The 19972-nt window shown below is 59.8% G+C and carries 17 protein-coding genes and 2 pseudogenes; 9 read left to right on the top strand and 10 right to left on the bottom strand.

Translation table 11 applies throughout. From position 1 onward, the window contains the following. The first annotated feature begins 119 nt into the window (after nt 1-119). Nucleotides 120-1526 carry a TolC family outer membrane protein gene (locus KZ772_RS15085; RefSeq protein WP_290537334.1) on the top strand — a complete coding sequence of 469 codons (1407 nt, stop codon included), beginning with the start codon at nt 120-122 and terminating at the stop codon, nt 1524-1526. Between the two features lie 139 nt (nt 1527-1665). Here KZ772_RS15085 and waaA read toward each other — a convergent pair whose 3' ends face one another. Then, nucleotides 1666-2937 (bottom strand): lipid IV(A) 3-deoxy-D-manno-octulosonic acid transferase, encoded by a 1272-nt coding sequence (gene waaA, locus KZ772_RS15080; RefSeq protein WP_290537333.1) that lies wholly within the window; start codon nt 2935-2937, stop codon nt 1666-1668. Between the two features lie 110 nt (nt 2938-3047). Here waaA and KZ772_RS15075 point away from each other — a divergent pair, with 110 nt between their 5' ends. Continuing rightward, nucleotides 3048-4139 (top strand): FAD-dependent oxidoreductase, encoded by a 1092-nt coding sequence (locus KZ772_RS15075; RefSeq protein ID WP_290537332.1) that lies wholly within the window; start codon nt 3048-3050, stop codon nt 4137-4139. 341 nt (nt 4140-4480) lie between these two features. Here KZ772_RS15075 and cpdA read toward each other — a convergent pair whose 3' ends face one another. The 4 genes from cpdA to thiC all read right to left on the bottom strand — a co-directional run bounded on the left by cpdA (nt 4481) and on the right by thiC (nt 8344). Next, entirely contained in the window at nt 4481-5215 is a 735-nt protein-coding gene (gene cpdA, locus KZ772_RS15070) for a 3',5'-cyclic-AMP phosphodiesterase (RefSeq protein WP_290537331.1), read from the bottom strand. A 165-nt stretch (nt 5216-5380) separates the two neighbouring features. Next, the gene (locus tag KZ772_RS15065) at nt 5381-5842 is read right to left on the bottom strand and encodes a DUF1249 domain-containing protein (RefSeq protein WP_290511608.1); all 462 of its coding nucleotides are present in this window, start codon (nt 5840-5842) and stop codon (nt 5381-5383) included. Next, the gene (locus KZ772_RS15060; RefSeq protein ID WP_290511607.1) at nt 5839-6468 is read right to left on the bottom strand and encodes an NUDIX domain-containing protein; all 630 of its coding nucleotides are present in this window, start codon (nt 6466-6468) and stop codon (nt 5839-5841) included. The genes KZ772_RS15065 and KZ772_RS15060 overlap by 4 nt, the downstream gene beginning before the upstream one ends. Next, nucleotides 6461-8344, bottom strand: a complete 1884-nt coding sequence (thiC, locus tag KZ772_RS15055; protein ID WP_290511606.1) for a phosphomethylpyrimidine synthase ThiC — start codon at nt 8342-8344, stop codon at nt 6461-6463. Before thiC ends, KZ772_RS15060 begins: the two co-directional genes overlap by 8 nt. A 162-nt stretch (nt 8345-8506) precedes the next feature. On the opposite strand from thiC, the gene KZ772_RS15050 reads away from it, so the two are divergent. Continuing rightward, nucleotides 8507-9913, top strand: a complete 1407-nt coding sequence (locus tag KZ772_RS15050) for a TolC family outer membrane protein (RefSeq protein WP_290537330.1) — start codon at nt 8507-8509, stop codon at nt 9911-9913. Between the two features lie 139 nt (nt 9914-10052). Here the strand turns inward: KZ772_RS15050 and KZ772_RS15045 are convergent, their stop codons facing one another. Then, entirely contained in the window at nt 10053-10604 is a 552-nt protein-coding gene (locus tag KZ772_RS15045) for a hypothetical protein (protein WP_290537329.1), read from the bottom strand. Between KZ772_RS15045 and KZ772_RS18640 the strand changes: the two are divergent. The 3 genes and pseudogenes from KZ772_RS18640 to KZ772_RS15025 form a co-directional block, all read left to right on the top strand. Next, nucleotides 10594-11981, top strand: a pseudogene (locus tag KZ772_RS18640) (amidase family protein); the annotation flags it as partial. The gene KZ772_RS15045 and the pseudogene KZ772_RS18640 sit on opposite strands and share 11 nt — an antisense overlap. Before the next feature lie 250 nt (nt 11982-12231). After that, nucleotides 12232-12486, top strand: a complete 255-nt coding sequence (locus KZ772_RS15030) for a hypothetical protein (RefSeq protein WP_290537327.1) — start codon at nt 12232-12234, stop codon at nt 12484-12486. 233 nt (nt 12487-12719) lie between these two features. Then, nucleotides 12720-12974, top strand: coding sequence for a hypothetical protein (locus tag KZ772_RS15025; protein ID WP_290537326.1), 255 nt, complete (start codon nt 12720-12722; stop codon nt 12972-12974). A gap of 403 nt (nt 12975-13377) precedes the next feature. Here the strand turns inward: KZ772_RS15025 and KZ772_RS18635 are convergent. Together KZ772_RS18635 and KZ772_RS15020 are read right to left on the bottom strand one after the other, a co-directional pair. Next, a pseudogene (locus KZ772_RS18635) lies at nt 13378-13923 on the bottom strand (pyridoxine 5'-phosphate oxidase C-terminal domain-containing protein). Nucleotides 13924-14112: 189 nt separating this feature from the next. Then, a complete protein-coding gene (locus KZ772_RS15020) occupies nt 14113-14529 on the bottom strand; it encodes a VOC family protein (protein WP_290537325.1) in 417 nt (138 codons plus the stop codon). A 92-nt stretch (nt 14530-14621) separates the two neighbouring features. On the opposite strand from KZ772_RS15020, the gene KZ772_RS15015 reads away from it, so the two are divergent. After that, on the top strand, nt 14622-15206 hold the full coding sequence (locus tag KZ772_RS15015; protein ID WP_290537324.1) for a TetR family transcriptional regulator: 585 nt from the start codon (nt 14622-14624) through the stop codon (nt 15204-15206). Then, the gene (locus tag KZ772_RS15010; protein WP_290537323.1) at nt 15203-15643 is read left to right on the top strand and encodes a YchJ family metal-binding protein; all 441 of its coding nucleotides are present in this window, start codon (nt 15203-15205) and stop codon (nt 15641-15643) included. The genes KZ772_RS15015 and KZ772_RS15010 overlap by 4 nt, the downstream gene beginning before the upstream one ends. 92 nt (nt 15644-15735) lie before the next feature. On the opposite strand, the gene KZ772_RS15005 is transcribed toward KZ772_RS15010, so the two are convergent. Further along, nucleotides 15736-17202, bottom strand: a complete 1467-nt coding sequence (locus KZ772_RS15005) for an NAD(P)/FAD-dependent oxidoreductase (RefSeq protein WP_290537322.1) — start codon at nt 17200-17202, stop codon at nt 15736-15738. Nucleotides 17203-17452: 250 nt separating this feature from the next. On the opposite strand from KZ772_RS15005, the gene KZ772_RS18630 reads away from it, so the two are divergent. After that, nucleotides 17453-18874: a fatty acid desaturase gene (locus KZ772_RS18630; RefSeq protein WP_365870376.1), complete on the top strand. Its 1422-nt coding sequence runs from the start codon at nt 17453-17455 to the stop codon at nt 18872-18874. Between the two features lie 49 nt (nt 18875-18923). On the opposite strand, the gene KZ772_RS14990 is transcribed toward KZ772_RS18630, so the two are convergent. Further along, complete coding sequence (locus KZ772_RS14990) at nt 18924-19952, bottom strand: AraC family transcriptional regulator (protein ID WP_290537321.1); 1029 nt, start codon at nt 19950-19952, stop codon at nt 18924-18926. Between the last annotated feature and the right edge of the window lie 20 nt (nt 19953-19972).

The following is a 19972-nucleotide window of genomic DNA, read 5'->3' as shown; positions in this document are numbered from 1 at the left end:
CTATACGCCAGCGCCCATTGGCCAAACAACCGCAACACCGGTGTGACAGAAGCCGTATCAATTTTCTGTACCAGCCAGTACTATAATGACCAAACTCACCCAGGAAAGAGTGCACCAGAATGAAGCGCAGCCCAACCAAGATCCTCGTTCTCATGCTGACCTCACTGGCCAGTTCCGTCCACGCCGCTGATCTGGTCCAGATCGCCAACGCCGCCTGGAGCTATGACGGCACCTGGCGGGCCGCCCGCATGAGCTGGGACGCGGATCAGCAACTGCTGGTACAGGGCCGCGCTGCCCTCTTTCCCAATGTGTCCGCCAGCTATGGGCGATATGATAATGAGAGAGAACTGGAAGAGCTGGGGGTCACCCAGGATTTCGGGACAGAAACCACCACACTGCAACTGACGCAGCCTCTGTTCCGTGTTGATGCTTGGTACGGCTACAAGGAAGCACAGTCCAGCACCGATATTGCGCAGGCTAATTTCGAACAAGCACGACAGGATTTTGTGTTGCGCGTGGCCCAGGGCTACTTCGGTGTACTGCGCGCCTGGGACACCCTGGTGTCCGCCAAGGCCGAAGAAAAAGCCATCGGTCGTCAGCTGGAACAGACCCAGGAGCGTTTCGATGTGGGACTGGTGCCCGCCACCGATGTGGAAGAAGCCCAGGCCACCTATGACCTGACCCGGGTGAACCTGATTGTGGCCCAGCAGCAGTACGACATCGCCCGCGACCAGCTGGAAACCCTAACCGGGCAACGCTGGGAAACCCTGTCGGAACTGAAAGATGCGCTACCCATGGACGGCCCCCAGCCCGCCAACATGAACGACTGGATCGAAAAGGCCAGGGCCCAGAACCCACAGCTACTGGCCGCTCGCTATAACTCCGAGCTGAGCGAAAAAACTGCCAAGCGTCAGCTCGGCGCCCAGCTTCCCCAGGTACAGCTGGTGGCGCAGTATCAACACTCCCATACCGCACCGGAAGACAGCGGTGGTGCAGGCTTTGCCAATGGCGTGAATCCGGATTTTGAGTCCAAGCAAATCGGTGTTGAAGTGAACCTTCCGGTTTTCCAGGGTGGCGGCCTGAACAGCCGTCGCAAGGAAGCCGCCCTGCGCGCGGATGCCGCCAACTTTGAATATCAGCAGGCCCTGCGCGACATCATCCAGCAGGCACGCAGCGCCTACCGCACGGTGGAAGCCGACGCCCTGCGCGTGAGCGCCCGCAAGCAGGCCATTCGTTCTGCCCGCTCTGCCCTGGAGGCCACCCAGTCCGGCTACGAGGTAGGCACCCGTAATGTGGTGGACGTGCTCAACGCCCAACAGGCGCTGTTCGCCGCCGAGCGCGACTATGCCAACGCCCGTTACGACTACATCATCAACTCCCTGACCCTGAAATCCACCACCGGCGACCTGCAGCAGGGCGACCTGGCGGCCATCAACCAGTGGTTGTCGGACACGGAAACTCTGAACATCTACCAGCCGGACCTGGAAGGCCGCAGCGACGCGCTGGTGCCGGAAACACGATACTGAAGAGCAGTGAATAGTTAACAGTGAACAGTTAATAGTTGCGCGTGTGAGCGCAACAGTGCTCTGAAAGCCAAGAGGCCGCGCCCAATGCATGGGCGCGGCCTCTTGCGTTTAATGCTGTAAAAGTCCTTCCGCGTCGCTGTTAACTATTCACTGTTAACTGTTCACTAATCAGCTCAAGTCCCTTCTCCAACGCCCCACGATTGGCGTCCACCACCGCTGCGGCGGCCTGCCCCTGACTCTGGCGTCGTTCCGGGTGACGGAACAGGCCCTGCAGGGCAATGGCCAGGGCATCCGCATTGTCCACCAGGGTCAGGGCACCGGCGTCATCCAGCAGATTGGAGATGGCAGTAAAGTTGTGCAGGTGAGGGCCGGTGAGCACCGGCTTTCCCCAGCCGGCCGGTTCCAGCAGATTGTGCCCACCCACCGGCACCAGGGAGCCGCCCACAAAGGCCACGTCCGCCACCCCGAACAACATCAACAACTCGCCCATGGTATCGGCCAGATAAACCTGGGTGGCGGCGGCGATGGTGTCCTGCTTGCTGCGCCGGGCCAGGTCAAGCCCCTGCTGGCGGACCAGCTGAGCCACGCTATCGAACCGCTCCGGGTGCCGGGGCACCAGCACCAGTAGCGTCTGCGGCGCCGCTCCCAGCAGCGCCTTGTGCGCCGCCAGCACCGGTTCATCTTCACCCGGATGGGTACTGGCGGCGATCCACACCGGGCGCTCGCCGATAGCAGCACGTAAATCGCCTGCCGCCTGGCGCACGGTGTCGTCCAGGCTCATATCGAATTTCACGCTGCCGATGGCATGGACCCGTTCTGGCCAGGCCCCCAGGGCCACATAGCGCTCCCGTTCCACCGGGGTCTGCACCGCCAGGGCATCGAAGCGCGCCATCATGGGCCGCACCAGACGGGGAAATTTGCTGTAGCCCCGGTAGCTTTTCTCCGACAGCCGCCCATTCATCAGCATCAATTTGGCACCGTGACGCTTCACCGCCGCACACAGGTTGGGCCACAGCTCGGTCTCCAGCACGACCACCGTTTTCGGATCAAAGGCACGAAGAAAACGGTTCAATGCCGTGGGCAACTCCCAGGGACAATAGACATGGGTAACCCGGTCACCGAACAGGGCCTTCACCCGCTCCGAACCGGTGGGCGTGGTGGTCGTGACCAGCAGCGGCGTATCCGGATAATCCGCCAGCAACCGCTCTATCATCGGCACCGCTGCCAGGGTTTCCCCCACCGACACCGCATGAACCCAGAGACTGTTTTTCAGGGTACCGGGCCGGTAGCCCCAGGCCATCCGTTCCTTCCAGCGCTGACGATAGGCCGGCGCCTGACGCCCGCGCAGCCACAGCCGCAGGAACAGAAAGGGAAGCAGCAGATACCAGAGAGCGGAATAAAAAGTGCGCATAGTCGATGGGTGTCCCGATCCAGAAACCGGCCACCATAATCAGTGGCCTGTCCGAGTGTTAGCGGCGTCGCCTATGCTAGCATAGCGGCAACTTTCTCCGATGGTGAGCCATGAGCAACTCCCCTCTGAAACCCGACATCCTGATCTTCGGCGGCGGCATTGCCGGCCTGTGGTTGATCAACCGGCTCAACGCGGCCGGTTACCAGTGCCTGCTGCTGGAAACCGCCACCCTGGGCGGCGACCAGACCCTGGCCAGCCAGGGCATCATTCATGGTGGCCTGAAGTATGCCCTGGGCGGCAACCTGTCCAGTGAATCGGAATCCATCGCCGCCATGCCGGACCGCTGGCGCGCCGCCATGGCCGGCGACGACCCGGTGGACCTGCGCCACCTGCAAGTACTCAGTGACACCCAGCACATGTGGTCCAGCGGTTCGGTCGCCTCGCGCATGACCAACTTTTTCGCCAGCAAGATGCTGCGCGGGCGCATCGAAAAACTGAAGCGGGACCACTTCCCTTCCGCCCTGGCCGACAAGGCTTTCAAGGGCAATGTCTACAAACTGGACGATCTGGTGATCAACACCGAGTCACTGATCGACACCCTGGCCGCGCCGGTTCGCGAACGGCTGCTGGCTTTCGACATGGAGCGCGACACTCTGGAGTGGGGCGAGCAGGGCCTGAATGCGGTGACCGTCAATGGCCAGCGTATCGAGCCGGCCCTGACCATTCTTTCCGCCGGCAATGGCAACCCCGCGCTGCTGGACGGCGCCCATCAAGCCAGCCTGCTGGCCGACGAGCACAGCCAGTTACGCCCGCTGAAAATGCTGCTGGTCAAACACGATCTGGGCCACCGCCTTTACGCCCACTGCGTGGGCACCAGCAACAAGCCGGTACTCACCGTCACCACCCACGACTGCCCGGACGGCAAGGTGGTCTGGTATCTGGGCGGCGACCTGGCGGAACGGGGCGTGGAGCGCAGCGATGAAGAACAACTGGCTGCTGGCCGCGACGAACTGAAACAGCTGTTTCCCTGGCTCGATTTCAGCCAGGCCCAATTCGCCGTACTCAACGTAACCCGCGCCGAGCCGAAACAGCAGGCGCTGGTAAAACCGGACAACGCCTCGCATGCGGTATCGCGATCAAAACCTGATCGTCGCCTGGCCCACCAAACTCACCCTGGCTCCGGGATCTGGGCGACAGGGTGATGGCGTTGGTGAAGAAGAGCGGACTGGAACCGGGGGCACCGCTAACGGTACCAGCAGCGCTGGAACAAGCGCCCATGGGCGTGCCGTACTGGCAATCGCTGTTTTTAAATACTCCGTAGGAGCGTCGCTGGCGGCGCGATAGCAAGACCTGGATCAAAGCATTTTTACCGCAGAGGCACTTCAGGCACACCGAGAAGACCGATTCTTTTTCTCAGTGATCGCTGTGCCTCTGGTAATCAATTCTTTATCGACGTTTGGCTATCGCCGCCAGCTACTACAACACGATGACAAGGTAACTTTCATGGCTTTCATGCGCCCGTTGGGCAACACAGGCTTAACCGTCAGCGCTCTCGGTCTGGGCACGGTCGGTAGCCGGGGTTGGCGTCGTCCACGGCGAAGTCTTCGCTTTTCGGTTTGAACTGCACGCAGGTGCTGGGCACGGCCAGCAGGCGCACGCCGTTGCGCTGCTCATCGTATTCCTGGTGCACATGGCCCCAGATAATGGCGCGTACCCGGGGGTGGCGGTCGATCACGGCAAAGAACTGTTCGGCACTGCCCACCACCTGGGTGTCCAGCCAGGCACACTCCATGGGAACCGGGTGATGATGCAGGCACACCATCAGATGCTCGCCATTGGCAGCCGCCAGGGCATCGTCCAGAAATTTCAGGTCTTCGTCGAACAGGTCACCGGGGACCTCCCCGGGTATGGTGGAGTCGAGCATGACGATGGTCCAGTTGCCGATCTCCAACACACAGGGACTCATGCGCTCGCGATCACAATCCAGAGCCTTCAGCATGGGGGCAGGCTTGTCGTGGTTGCCCTCAAGCCAGTACACCGGTGCGGTGAAAGATGACAGAGCCTCACCAAGCCTCTGATAGGACTCCAGGGAAGCATCCTGGGACAGATCTCCAGTGGCCAGGATCAGATCCGGGCTGGGCTGTTCACGCCGAATCAGCTCCAGCACCTTGTCCAGACTGAACTGGGTATTCAGGCCCAACAGCTTGCCTTGTGTGTCGGCAAACAGATGGCAGTCCGATAACTGCACTACTCGAAGGGGCTGCAACTGCTGCGTCAAGATCCCCGCTCCCGTCCTCGATTTATTATTCCCGTTTGGGAGGCATCGAATGCTCTCCCGAGCATTCCCTCAACGCTCATGGATCACTTATAACCAAGATGATGGCACTTTTCTAGGAAAGACGTCCAAGATCAGGACGTGGTTAGCAATTCTTTACAGCGACTGTCAGGAATTACCGGTCACCCGCTGGCGCCAATCGTTGCCCGCATCACGCCCATGATCATGGACATGACGGAGCCATTCGGCCAGGAAGCGATTCCACTGCACTTTCTCATCACGCTGGTGCATATGGCGGTTGGGATAGGCATAGCGGGCATTGACCCGACGGAAGGGGCGCGCCTCGGTAACTTCTGCCAGACGCGCATCGTGATACAGGCGCACGGTCAACCGTGATGCTGGCAGCACATCCAGCAATTCCTGATCTTCCAGGCGCACGGTGGTGGTATAGGGAGAGCGTTCCAGCACCCGCAGTTGCAGGGTATGAGTGTGCTGGGTATGGCCCAGCTCCACGTCCATGCTGTCTCGCTCGCCCATGGCATTCATCAGCGGCAGCATGCGGGCGTAGTTTTCCTCGCACTGGCTCATCAGTGCCCGGAAATCCAGCCGGTAGCGGTCGCGGCGCTTCATACCCCGCCCCAGGCCGCATCCAGCCGGTCGCGGTGCAACAGCAGCCACTGCAGAGCAATCAGGGACGCCGCATTATCCACCAGACCGGATGCCAGCAATTCAGGAATATCTGCCACCGGCACGGTCAGGGCACGAATGTCCTCCCCTTCGTCCGGGCACCCGAAGATACCACCGGCATCAGCCAGATCAGCCTGGCCGACAAACACCTGCAGACGCTCGTTGGTGCCACCGGGGCTGGGCATATAGGCGGCGATGGTTTCCATCTCGCCCAGGGTAATGCCCGCTTCCTCCATGGCTTCACGGCGAATCAGGTCGGCGGCACTTTCGCCGTCCTTGTCGGCAATGCCGGCAATCAACTCCAGACACCAGGGAGACTGCCGCCACTCCAGTGCCCCTACCCGGAACTGCTCCACCAGCAGGATTTCACCCCGGCGGGGATCATAGGGCAGCACCGCCGACGCCTGCGGACGCACGAACAGCTCCCGGCGTACCGGTTTGCCCCAGCCGCCGTTGTACTGCCGGTGTCTCAGGGTCAGGGTATCGACACGAAAGAAGCCCTGAAACGGGGTGTCCCGTTCCAGCACTTCCACGTCATCGGGGCCGAACAGCGGCTTCAGATCACTCATTGGCTTCATGATAAAGGGCGCTACCCTTTTCACGGAACTCCCTGGATTTCTCTTCCATACCCGCTTCCGCATCCGCCTGCGCCACCTGCTCCCTGCCATCGCCGTAAATCTCACGGACTTCCTGGCTGATCTTCATGGAGCAGAACTTGGGACCGCACATGGAGCAGAAATGCGCCACCTTATGAGCCTGCTTGGGCAAGGTCTCATCGTGGAATTCCCGGGCACGGTCCGGGTCCAGGCCCAGATTGAACTGGTCTTCCCAACGGAATTCGAAGCGCGCCTTGGACAGGGCATTGTCGCGCAGCTGGGCGCCCGGATGCCCCTTGGCCAGATCCGCCGCATGGGCGGCAATCTTGTAGGTGATGATACCTTCCTTCACGTCTTCCCGATTGGGCAGACCCAGGTGCTCTTTCGGGGTCACATAGCAAAGCATGGCGGTGCCGTACCAACCGATCATGGCGGCGCCGATGGCGCTGGAAATGTGATCGTAGCCCGGAGAGATATCGATGGTCAGCGGGCCCAGAGTGTAGAACGGCGCCTCACCACAATGCTTGAGCTGCTCGTCCATGTTGGCCTTGATCATGTGCATGGGCACGTGACCAGGGCCTTCGATCATCACCTGCACGTCGTGCTTCCAGGCGATCTTGGTGAGCTCACCCAGGGTGCGCAGTTCACTGAACTGGGCTTCATCGTTGGCATCGGCAATGGAACCGGGGCGCAGGCCATCACCGAGACTGAAGGTCACGTCGTAGGCCTTCATGATCTCGCAGATGTCTTCGAAATGGGTGTAGAGGAAGCTCTCTTTATGGTGCGCCAGGCACCACTTGGCCATGATCGAACCGCCGCGGGAGACAATACCGGTGACCCGGTTGGCGGTCATCGGCACGTAGCGCAGCAGAACGCCGGCGTGGATGGTGAAGTAGCTCACCCCCTGCTCGGCCTGCTCGATCAGGGTGTCGCGGAAGATTTCCCAGGTCAGGTCTTCAGCCACACCGTTGACCTTCTCCAGTGCCTGGTAGATCGGTACGGTGCCGATGGGCACCGGCGAGTTGCGCAGGATCCACTCGCGGGTTTCATGGATATTGTCGCCGGTGGACAGATCCATCACCGTATCGCCGCCCCAGCGGGTGGCCCAGGTCATCTTGGACACTTCCTCCTCAATGGAAGAGGTCACCGCCGAATTACCGATGTTGGCATTGATCTTGGTGAGGAAGTTACGGCCGATGATCATCGGCTCGATTTCCGGGTGGTTGATATTCACCGGAATCACCGCCCGTCCCCGGGCCACTTCGTCACGAACAAATTCCGGGGTAATTTCCGCCGGGATGCTGGCTCCGAAATCCTGCCCCGGATGCTGATCCATGGGCAGTCCCGCTTCCCGGTGTTCACGCAACCGCTGGTTCTCGCGGATGGCGATAAATTCCATTTCCGGGGTGATGATGCCCTGGCGGGCATAGTGCATCTGGGTCACATTCTTGCCTGATTTAGCCCGGCGCGGGATACGGGTGTGCTGGAAACGCAAACCGGCGGTTTTCAGGTCATTGGCACGTTTGCGCCCGTAGACACTGGTCAAACCCTCCAGTTGCTCGGTATCATTCCGCTCCTGAATCCAGTTCAGGCGAATTGGCGCCAACCCCTGCCGCACATCGATGGTCACATCCGGGTCGGTGTAGGGGCCCGAGGTATCGTAGACGGTAACCGGCGGGTTATCCTCGAACTTTCCGTCTGCCAGCGGGGTCGGACTCTGGCGAATTTCTCGCATGGGGACACGAATGTCCGGGCGAGAGCCGGTAACATAAATTTTTTGCGAACCGGCGATAGGCTGGCAGGATTCATCAATGGGTTTAGCGGTGACGGGGCGCTGATCGTCTGGCACGTCGGCCTCCAGAATACATGGGAAAAGACAGGAATGGCGGACACTATACGCCAGCGCCTATCGGCCAAACAACCGCGACACCGGTGTGACAGAAACCGTATCAATTTTCTGTACCAGCCAGTACTATAATGACCAAACTCACCCAGGAAAGAGTGCACCAGAATGAAGCGCAGCCCAACCAAGATCCTCGTTCTCATGCTGACCTCACTGGCCAGCTCCGTCCACGCCGCCGATCTGGTGGATGTCGCCAACGCCGCCTGGAGCTACGACGGCACCTGGCGGGCCGCTCGTATGAGCTGGGACGCGGATCAGCAACTGCTGGTACAGGGCCGAGCCGCCCTCTTTCCCAACGTGGCCGCCAGCTATGGCCGCTATGACAACGAGAGAAAACTTGAGGAGCTGGGAGTCACGCAGGATTTCGGCACTGAAACCACCACACTGCAACTGACGCAGCCCTTGTTCCGTGTTGATGCCTGGTACGGCTACAAGGAAGCACAGTCCAGCACCGATATTGCGCAGGCCAATTTTGAACAGGCACGGCAGGATTTCGTGTTGCGCGTGGCCCAGGGTTACTTCGGTGTGCTGCGCGCCTGGGACACCCTGGTGTCCGCCAAGGCCGAAGAAAAAGCCATTGGCCGCCAGCTGGAACAGACCCAGGAACGTTTCGATGTGGGACTGGTGCCCGCCACCGATGTGGAAGAAGCCCAGGCCACCTATGACCTGACCCGGGTGAACCTGATTGTGGCCCAGCAACAATATGATATCGCCCGCGATCAGCTTGAATCGCTGAGCGGCCAACGCTGGGAAACACTCTCAGAACTCAAAGACGAATTACCCATGCAAGGCCCGCAACCGGCCAACATGGCAGACTGGATTGACAAGGCCCAGGCCCAAAACCCTCAAGTGTTGGCAGCTCGTTACAACTCCGAGCTGACAGAGAACACCGCCAAACGTCAGTTGGGGGCCCAACTCCCCCAGGTGCAGTTTGTCGCCCAGTACCAGCACTCTCACACGGCACCTGAAGGCAATACTGCTGCCGGGTTTTCTACCGGGGTCAATCCGGACAGCGAATCCAAACAGATCGGCGTTGAAGTCACCATGCCCCTGTTCCAGGGTGGGGGCCTGAACAGCCGCCGTAAGGAGGCCGCCCTGCGTGCAGATGCTGCGGTCTTCCAGTACCAGCAGGCCCTGCGCGATATCATTCAGCAGGCCCGCAGTGCCTATCGCACGGTGGAATCCGATGCCCTGCGCGTGAGCGCTCGCAAGCAGGCAATCCGGTCCGCCCGCTCTGCACTGGAAGCTACTCAATCCGGTTACGAGGTCGGTACCCGTAATGTGGTGGACGTGCTCAACGCCCAGCAGGCACTGTTCGCCGCCGAACGCGACTACGCCAACGCCCGCTACGACTACATCATCAACTCCCTGACCCTGAAATCCACCACCGGTGACCTTCAGCAGGGAGACCTGGCAGGCATCAACCAGTGGCTCTCGGACACCAACACCCTGAACATCTACCAGCCGGACCTGGAAGGCCGTAGCGACGCGCTGGTGCCGGAAACACGATACTGAAGAGCAGTGAATAGTTAACAGTGAACAGTTAATAGTTGCGCGTGTGAGCGCAACAGTGCTCTGAAAGCCAAGAGGCCGCGCCCAATGCATGGGCGCGGCCTCTTGCGTTTAATGCTGTAAAAGTCCTTCCGCGTCGCTGTTAACTATTCACTGTTAACTGTTCACTAATCAGCTCAAGTCCCTTCTCCAACGCCCCACGATTGGCGTCCACCACCGCTGCGGCGGCCTGCCCCTGACTCTGGCGTCGTTCCGGGTGACGGAACAGGCCCTGCAGGGCAATGGCCAGGGCATCCGCATTGTCCACCAGGGTCAGGGCACCGGCGTCATCCAGCAGATTGGAGATGGCAGTAAAGTTGTGCAGGTGAGGGCCGGTGAGCACCGGCTTTCCCCAGCCGGCCGGTTCCAGCAGATTGTGCCCACCCACCGGCACCAGGGAGCCGCCCACAAAGGCCACGTCCGCCACCCCGAACAACATCAACAACTCGCCCATGGTATCGGCCAGATAAACCTGGGTGGCGGCGGCGATGGTGTCCTGCTTGCTGCGCCGGGCCAGGTCAAGCCCCTGCTGGCGGACCAGCTGAGCCACGCTATCGAACCGCTCCGGGTGCCGGGGCACCAGCACCAGTAGCGTCTGCGGCGCCGTACCGAACACCCGGAATTCGCCCTGGCGGCGAAAGCCTAATCCGTTCAACGATGACTACCTCAGCGGCGGCTCCAGTTCCGGCTCGGCGGTGAGCGTCAGCCTGGGGCTGGTGCCCTTCTCTCTGGGCACCGTCACCGCCGGCTCCGGGCGGGTGCCCGCGTCCTTTACCAATATCGTCGGCTTGAAGCCCACCCGTGGCGCCATCAGCACCAAAGGCGTAGTGCCTGCCTGCCGAACCCTGGACTGCGTCAGCGTGTTTGCGCTGAACGTGGAGGACGCCTGGACCATTTACCGTCGCCTCGGCCTGTTCGATAGCGACGATGCTTTCAGTCGTCGGCGCCGTCTGGCAAAAAATGACGGACTGCCCACGCGGCCAAAGCTGGGACCCAGCGACCTGCCCTGGTTCGGTGACCACAAGGCAAAGGCGCTATGGGAGCAGCAACTGGAAAGCCTCAGCCGCATTGCTGCCGGGCGATTGCACCGTGGACCTCATGGTGCTGCAGGATGCTACCTGCCGCCCTGCTCTATCAAGGGCCCTGGGTCGCCGAGCGTTTCACCGTCACTGAAGCCCTGCCACAAGGAGCCGGATGCGGTACTGCTGAGTCATTCGCGATATCCTCGAGGCCAGCCGCACACCTCACACCGCCGTTGACAGCTTTCGCGCCCAATACCGACTGGCCGAACTCAAACGCCAGTCAGTTTCTGTGAGGTGGATTAACGCCTACTGCCTACGACACCGGGCATTTACACCGCGACGCGGTTTGAGACGACCCCATCACCTGAACAGCCAACTGGGCACCTGGACCAACTTCGTCGATCTGCTGGACCTGTGCGCCCTGGCCTTACCCGGCGGCTTCCGTGATGACGGCCTGCCCGGTGGCTTCACTCTGATCGCTGACCTGGCAGGATACATGCCCTGGCGGGTCCAGACGCGCTGGCAACGGCACCAGCCTGTGAGTATTGCCTGGCCAGAGCACTGCCGCCACCGGAAACGGATTCCGCCAACAAAGCGGTGATGACACCGTCGCATTGCGCCGTGGTCGGTGCCACCTCGCACAGCGCGCTCGTATTCAGCTACTGGAGCGTGACGGTGCTGCTGGAAACCACTCACACCGCTCCCTGCTATCGCCTCTACGCCCTGGCAAACAACGCCCCCAAACCCGGTCTGATCCGCAATGAAAGGGCGGTGGCGCCAACCTCAGCATTCCCATCGAACTGCGGCAAATGCCCACCCGAATACTTCGGCAGTTTTGTCAGGGGCTGATTCCTGCTCCTTGGGCATTGGCAGCCTGAAGCCGTCAGATGAGTCGCTGATTAAAGGTTCATCCTGAGCCCTGGGCCGTCAATGACATACAAAGCATTACCGAACTGGACGGCTGGAGAAACTACATCGCCACGCTGAACAATAAGCCCCCTATGAGGTGAGCGAAAGCGCTGACCGCCAACCGGGGTGAAATTGCCATGCCCCATCTGCACCACCACCTCAAGCAGATGGGCATTACATCAGTGGCGGTCTCGGAGGCGGATCACGGCGGCTACAACACGCCAGCGCGGCCGAGCAAGCCATGGCCCTGGGAGCCCGACTGCCGCAATACCACAGCCAGATCCTCATAGTGAATCACCGCTTACGTGGTACGACCTCGTGCTGTCATTTCCGAGAGTGGAAATGCTTACAATGGGCACCTCAAAACCAACAGGCCACCATGATGCTCAACCGCGCCACCAACTGTTTCGCCCTGGGCCTGCTGTTTTCCCTGCTGGCCTACTGGCAACCAAGGCCCTGCTGGTCGGCGGCAAGGACGTCATTATTGCGATTGTTGATGCTCGATTATGTTCAAGCATGGGCCTGTCGCTCACCTGGGAGGATTTTCAGCGGGTGCTGCGCCAACCGGGATTATCGGCCTGGGCTTGCTGCTGCAAATACGGCTGATGCCACTGCTGGCGTTTGCCGTCAACATTGCCTTGCAGCTGCCCCAGGTGCTGGTGGGTCTGGTGCTGGTTGATGCACAACGGTGCCGCGTCTAATGTGATCGCCTACCTGGCCCGGGCGGATGTGGCTGTCGGTGGCGATCACCTTTGCCTCCACGCTGGTGGCGGTGGTTGCCGCCGCCCCGTTGCTTTGACCTGGGTGTATCCTGGAGGCGCTCGGTACCCATTGATGGCATGCTGATTTCGTTGCTGCAAATCGTGCTGCTGCCGGTGACCGTGGGCTGCTTTCTCAATACCCGTTTTGCCCGCCAGCTGGCGCAGCGCAGGATGTCTTTCGGTCGTTTCATTGGCCGCCGTGGTGGTGATCGGGATTATCGTGGCCTGAACCAGGGGCACATTGCTGAGCCGGCATCGCCATCTTTGTGCCGTGGTGGCTGGCGTTCGGTGCAGCGGTGGCTGCGGCATCGCTCGCCTGCTACGCCTGGATAAAAGCGCGCCACTGGCCATCGAAGTGGGCATGAGACTCCGGGCTGGGCGTCGCCTTGGCCGTAAACGTAACCATGGCCGCCCTGCGGTCGCGCTGTTCGTATCAACACCGTCACTTTTCCGGAACCGTTGTTGGCAGCGATTTGGCGAAGGAAAACAGTGAGCGATGAACAGTGAACAGTGAACGTGAACAGTGAACGGTAGACAGTGAACGTGAACAGTGAACAGTGAAGGCTGCTTTTCCTGAAGAGCCAGTCAGGTTTTATTGTATTTTTTCTACGCAAGAGGCCGCGCCCAAAGTATGAGCGCGGCCTGTATTTCAGGTAACTGCAGACGCCAATCCGCGCCGCTGGTAACTATTCACTGTTATTAACTGCTTTACAGCGCCAGCCGCCTCTGCACCAGCTCAAGTCGCCTGCTTACGATAGCGAAACCGATCATGCAAGCGACTGGGCGGCCATGTAAGAACTGGATTTCCCGTGGGCGCAATCATTAGCCGCCCCAGTTGGCCGGGCGGGGGACAGGGCTTGCGGATGTTGCGTCTACAAGGCCTCCACTTCGCTTCCAGCCATTCCCGGCTGGCGAGGCTGGTCTGAAATGGCCGCGCTGATCTGACTGGCCGTAGAGGCCGCGGGCCAAAGTAATATCATGGTTCTTATCGTCCACTTTTGCTGGCTTCACCCATCACGATCTGCCGATCGAAGGGCTGCTGATTGTAGTGAACGACACCCTGGCATTGGCGGCAATTTCCTCTCCCCTTGCGGCTGTCGTGATGGGTGAAAAAGGTAAAGCCATACCCTCGATCCTGCAATAATCTTCGGCTGGAAGGCTGGCGTCAGCACTGACGGTGGCGGGTCATGGCGTTGGGCAATGGCGATCCGCCTCAATGGCTTCCATCCACCCAGCGCCGGGCCTGCTCCACGGATCCCTCGTGGAGGTTCTCTTCGCTCAGACCCTCGGCATGATATTCTTCGCGCGTCTTTCATGGTTTCCCCGGCGGTGACACTGAACCGGAGTATAGGCGCTGCGGGAACTGGATGCTGAGGACGGCCATGTATTTACCATCGAACAGCACCTGCTGAACCTGTAGGCGTTGCCGTCTCCCGTTGGCGCTTTGCGAGCATAGCGCCAACGACCACCCTCACACCGCCTGCATGTACCGATTCCAATAGCCTTGCTGCGGCTCGATCTGCTCCACGACGTCCACCCACAATCCGGAAGGATCACGCAGACCGAAGCGACGCTGACCGAAAGGTTCGTCACTGAGCGGGTATTCCACCCGACCGGCACTGGCCTGAAATTCCGCCAGCGCCTGACGGGCATCCCCCACCTCGATCTCCAGGCACAGGCCCAGCCCGCCGAAGGTTTCCGGTCCCGGCGGCGCGGAAGGGTGGTCCGGCGTCATGAAGGCCACCACACTGCCCTGCTGCTCGTCACCCAGCAGCACAAACCAGTCACTGTCGAACAGCACATCCAGCCCGAAATGCTGCTGCCAGAAATCCCGGCAAGCCACTTTATGCTCGGTCACCACGATGGGATAACGGTCGCTGATTTTCATCTGATGCCTCCTTGCAAAAAACAGACTACCTGTCTGCTTTGATAAGATAAAAACAAACTGATAGTCTGTTTGTCAACAAGAAGAGGACATTCATGGCCACCAATGCCCAACGCCGTGCCCAGACCCGCGGCTGCCTGATCAATGCCGCCCGCCACCTGTTTGCCGAACAGGGCTACGCGGACACCAGTACGGAGATGATTCTGTCCGCTGCCGGGGTAACCCGGGGCGCCATGTATCACCATTTCCGCAACAAGGCGGAGCTGTTCGAAGCGGTCTGTGACCTGCTCAGCCAGGAGGCCATGGCGGCCATCGAGAAGGCCGTGGCCGGCCAGCGCGATAGCCTGGCCACCCTGAAAGCCGGCAGCCTGGCCTGGGTGGATTTCATGGCCCGGGACGATGTGCGCCGCATCCTGGTAGTCGAAGCCCCCTCGGTACTGGGCCAGGAGCGCTGGCGGGCCCTGGACGAGCGTTACAGCTTCCCGCTGCTGCGCGAGGGCATCCGCGACGCCATGGAAGAAGGCGCCCTGCGGTTTGCCGGCAGTGCCGAAGGGCTGGCGGTGTTGCTCAACGGCGCCATGAATGCGCTGGTACTGAATGATCCCTGGGGAGAGAATTTGCCCCGCTTGCGCCAGGATTTACTGGCACTGTTCGATTGCTTTCGCGGAGAAACCCCATGACCGCCTGCCCCTGCCAATCTGGCCTGGACTACGCTCATTGCTGCCAACCCCTGCACCAGGGCAAACCGGCCGCTTCACCGGAAGCGCTGATGCGCTCGCGGTTTTCCGCCTTTGCGTTGAAGAATACCGATTACATCGCCCGCAGTTGGCATCTGAGCCAGCGTCCCGCTGGGTTGGATCTGGATGAACACCAGCAGTGGCTAGCCCTGGAGATCATTGCCGGCGGCGAAGACGGCGACACCGGCTGGGTCCATTTCCGCGCCACCAGCAAGGATCGCCAGGGCCTGAGCGTACTCGAAGAGCGCTCGCGTTTCGTGCACGAAAACGGCCACTGGTATTACCTGGACGGCACACCGTCGGTGGCCGCCCTGAAAGTGGGGCGTAACGATCCCTGCCCTTGCGGTAGCGGGAAGAAGTTCAAGAAGTGTTGTGGGTGATGATCCGTTTCGAGCTACGAGCTATGAGCTGCGAGAAAGCAAACCCACAAACCCTATTTTATTTTTCGTAGCTCGTAGCTAATTCTCTCCCGTCACGAAAACGACAGCAGCCCGTCTTCCACCGGCTCTTCCAGCAAAATATGCTTGTCCTTGCCGTAATGATTCATGACCTTCCACGGATGATGGCGCCCCTGGCGTGGCAGTTTGTGGCGTGAACGCTTCACATAACCGGAGGCCAGGGCATCCATGATCGAGCGATCCGCCAGGGTCAGGTCGCTGTCCCCTTCCGGGGTGACGACCGTTAGCCCTTCCGCGTCCATGTAATTGAGCAAGCGGCAAATATAGGCCGACGCGATATCCGCTTTCAGGGTCCAGGACGCATTGGTATAACCAAATATCCAGGCCATATTCGGCACCCCTTCCATTAACACGCCCTTGTAGGTCATCCGTTCACTCACATCCAGCGGCTCACCATCCAGGGACAGACTCATGCCGCCGAGCACCTGCAGGTTCAGGCCGGTGGCGGTCACGATGATGTCCGCCTCCAGTTCACGGCCGGATTTCAGCCGGATGCCTTTTTCCGTAAAGGTATCGATATGATCGGTGACAATGTCGGCTTTGCCTTCGCGCAGGTCCCGGAAAAGATCTGCATCCGGCACCGCACAGAGTCGCTCGTCCCAGGGTTGGTACACGGGCTGAAAGTGGGTCATGTCGAAATCCTTCCCCACATGGCGTTTCACATTGGAAAGCAGCAGCTTGCGGGTAAAGTCGGGGTACTTTTTCGCCAGCACATAGATCAACCGCTGCAACTTGATATTGCGCCAGCGGGCCATGCGATACACCCAACTGGACGGCAGCACACGGTCCAGCCATTCGGACAATTTGTCATAAGCGGGAACAGAGAAAATATAGGACGGCGAACGCTGCAGCATGGTGATATGGGCAGTTTCTTCCGCCATGGCTGGCACCAGCGTGACGGCAGTGGCACCGCTACCGATCACCACCACTTTCTTGTCGCGGTAATCCAGATCGTCCGGCCATTTCTGCGGGTGCACGCAGGTTCCCTGAAAACGCTCCATACCGGGAAATTCAGGCAGATAACCCTGATCGTAATTGTAATAACCGGTGCAGCCAATCAGAAAACGGGAGCGGAAGGTTGCGGTATCTCCGCTACTTTCCTGTACCGCTGTTACTGTCCAGATTTTTTCTTCGCTGGACCAGTCAGCACCGGTGATCGTCAAGCCATAATGTATATGCTGACTGACGCCGAATTCATCGGCCGTTTCTTTAATGTAGTTGCGAATGGATGGCCCGTCCGCCAGCACTTGCAGCTCATTCCAGGGGCGAAAGCCGTAACCAAAGCTGAACATGTCCGAGTCGGACCGAATACCGGGGTAGCGAAACAGATCCCAGGTGCCGCCCATGGCCTGGCGTCGCTCCAGAATAGCGAACGTCTTGCCGGTGCACTCTTTCTGCAGGTGACAGGCCATACCGATACCGGATAGCCCGGCACCAATAATCAGCACATCAAAATCACTGCTATTGCTGTTTTCTTGCATCCGTTCTCTCCCGAATCTTTTCGACAAATCGTCCCGGTCGCTTCCACAGCGGCGATAGTGACACCCGTTTTTTCTTCTCCTATCCCAACGTAATTTATCGCCGTTAACAATCTTTTTTACTGGCAATAAGACACTGCAAATTCTTGCCACCACCCCCCACCATGTTGCCAAGTTAATACAAAGCACGACTTGGCCATCCGCAATAATGGGTATAGCGTAAAAGTGACAATATCTCAGGTGGGGTGGAGACATGAAATCAGCAGAACAAACCACCGCTTTTACCGACTGGCATGACGGCAAACGTTACCTATGGTTACTCAGCCCAGCCATTCCAGTGCTGGCTGTGTCGTTTCTACTCATCTACATGTTTATCTGGGACTGGCCAGGACTGCTCTGGGGTGGCCCCTTGCTGGTTTACGGCCTGATCCCCCTGGCCGACTGGATGATCGGTACCGACACCAACAACCCGCCGGAAACCGCCGTCCCGCAACTGGAAGACGACAAATATTATCGCCTGATCGTCTATGCCTATATCCCCACGCAATATCTCGCCACCATCATGGGCGCCTGGCTGGTAGCCCAGGGGCAAACACCGTTATGGGGATTGGTGGGGCTGGTCTTCACTGTTGGTGCGGTTAACGGTATCGCCATCAATACTGCCCACGAGCTGGGTCACAAGAAATCAAAAACCGAGCGCTGGCTGGCCAAGATTACATTGGCTCCGGTGGCTTACGGCCACTTCTTTGTGGAACACAACAAGGGCCACCACAAGAACGTGGCGACTCCGGAAGACCCGGCCAGTGCGCGCATGGGTGAATCCTTCTGGCGGTTCCTGCCGCGCACCATGATCGGCAGCGTCAAATCGGCATGGAGCATCGAAGCCCAACGGCTGGAGCGTTGTGAAGCCCCCCTGTGGTCCCTGAAAAACGAAAACCTGCAGGCCTGGTTGATGACGGTGGTGCTGTTCGGACTGCTGGCCCTGTGGCTGGGCTGGATCGTGCTGCCTTTCCTGCTGCTGCAGGCGTTCTACGGGGCATCACTGCTGGAAGTGATCAACTATATGGAACACTACGGTCTGCTTCGCCAGAAGAAGGCCGACGGTCGCTATGAGCGCTGCGAACCGAAACACTCCTGGAACAGCAACCACATCGTCACCAACCTGTTCCTCTATCAGCTGCAGCGTCATTCCGATCACCATGCCAACCCCACCCGGCGTTTCCAGGCCCTGCGCCATTTCGATGACAGCCCGCAACTGCCTTCCGGTTACGCCTCCATGCTAATGCCGGCCTACTTCCCCTTTGTCTGGTACCACAAGATGGACCCGCTGGTGTACCAGCACTACAAGGGTGACCTGACCCTTGCCAACCTGCAGCCGGACAAGCGGGAAAAGCTGCTGAAAAAATGGCAACAACCCGCCGTGACCTACCATAGTGCCGACTCGGAACCGGATGTGTCAGACGATGCCGTGGAGGCCGCCCGTAAGGCGGAGCAGGAAATCGATACGCCCCATCAATTCCAGTGTCCCAACTGTGGCTATGTCTACGACGAAAGCCGTGGCGACGAAAAAGAGGGTTTCCCGCCCGGCACCCGCTGGTTGCAGATACCCAATGACTGGCCGTGCCCGGATTGCGCGGTGCGCGAGAAAGTGGATTTCGTCCTCAAGCAAGACTGAGAGGGCAACCCCGGCAAACCAATCCCCCCCCCCTGTGCGCCGGGGTCTTTTACACCTCAGACGCCTTTCGCATGGCGAGAGGCGTCATTTGAAACCAGCGACGAAAGGTACGACTGAAGTTGGATGTATCCTGATAACCCAGCTGCTCGGCAATGCGTTCTATGGGCAGAGAGGTTTCCGTCAGCAACCAGGCCGCCAGTTCGCTGCGCACATCATCCAGCAATTCCTGGTATCGGGTGTCCTCCGCTTTCAGCTTGCGAATCAGGGTCCGTGGAGACATGGCAAACTTTTCCGCCATGCTCTCCAGGGAAGGAAACGCCCCCTGGCAATCCAGTAACACCAGGCTGACCTGTTGACTGAAAGGCCCGCCTTTCTCCAGCTGCTTGAGCTGATGCTCACAATCACGAATGGCATTGCGATGCATGGCCGGGTCGGCGGTCAGGCAGGGCGCGGCCAGTTGTTCAGGCGGCATCTCCACCAGAAAACAATCCGCATCGAAGGTTACCGGGCAGCCCAGCAAACGCTCATAGTGCTCTGCCCAGGGTGGGCGCGGGAACGGCAGCTGTACCCGCGCACCGCCAATGCGGCCGGTGGACACCGAGTCCGTCATCTGGAAGTAGGAACCCAGCAGGGCACCAAGCAGGAATTCCCGGCAATCACCAAGATCGGTTTTTTCGTGCAACCGTAGCCGGCCCCAGCCATCGCTTTCTTCAAATTCCAGCCGGATCAGTTGCAGCCGTACGCCCACAAAGCGTGCCACCACCGACAACAGGGTGCGCATGTCCGGAGCCGACACCACCGCATAGCCCAGCGCCCCATGGGCCGACACCGGGGTATTGGCCCCAATCTTCAGCCCGATCCAGGGCTCTGTGGTGAGCAGCAAGGCCCGGCGTATCAGACGCGACAGTTGCTCCAGGCTCAGATAGCGGTGCTCACTGAGCAACTCCTGCCAGGCCAGCCGGGTGCCGGAAAAAATATCCGCATCGCTGAAGCCTTCCTGCTTCAGGTGGGCGCAAAGCACACGGCTGTAGGTCGGATGAATGGCCGGCTTCAGCCGGTCCATTTCCTTGTCTGCCATCCGGCACGCTCCTCACGGTA

The organism is Alcanivorax sp. (assembly GCF_019431375.1).
In the GTDB taxonomy this organism is placed as follows: domain Bacteria; phylum Pseudomonadota; class Gammaproteobacteria; order Pseudomonadales; family Alcanivoracaceae; genus Alcanivorax; species Alcanivorax jadensis_A.
Note: the sequence above shows the minus strand (reverse complement) of the source record. Positions and strands in the feature narration are given on the sequence as shown.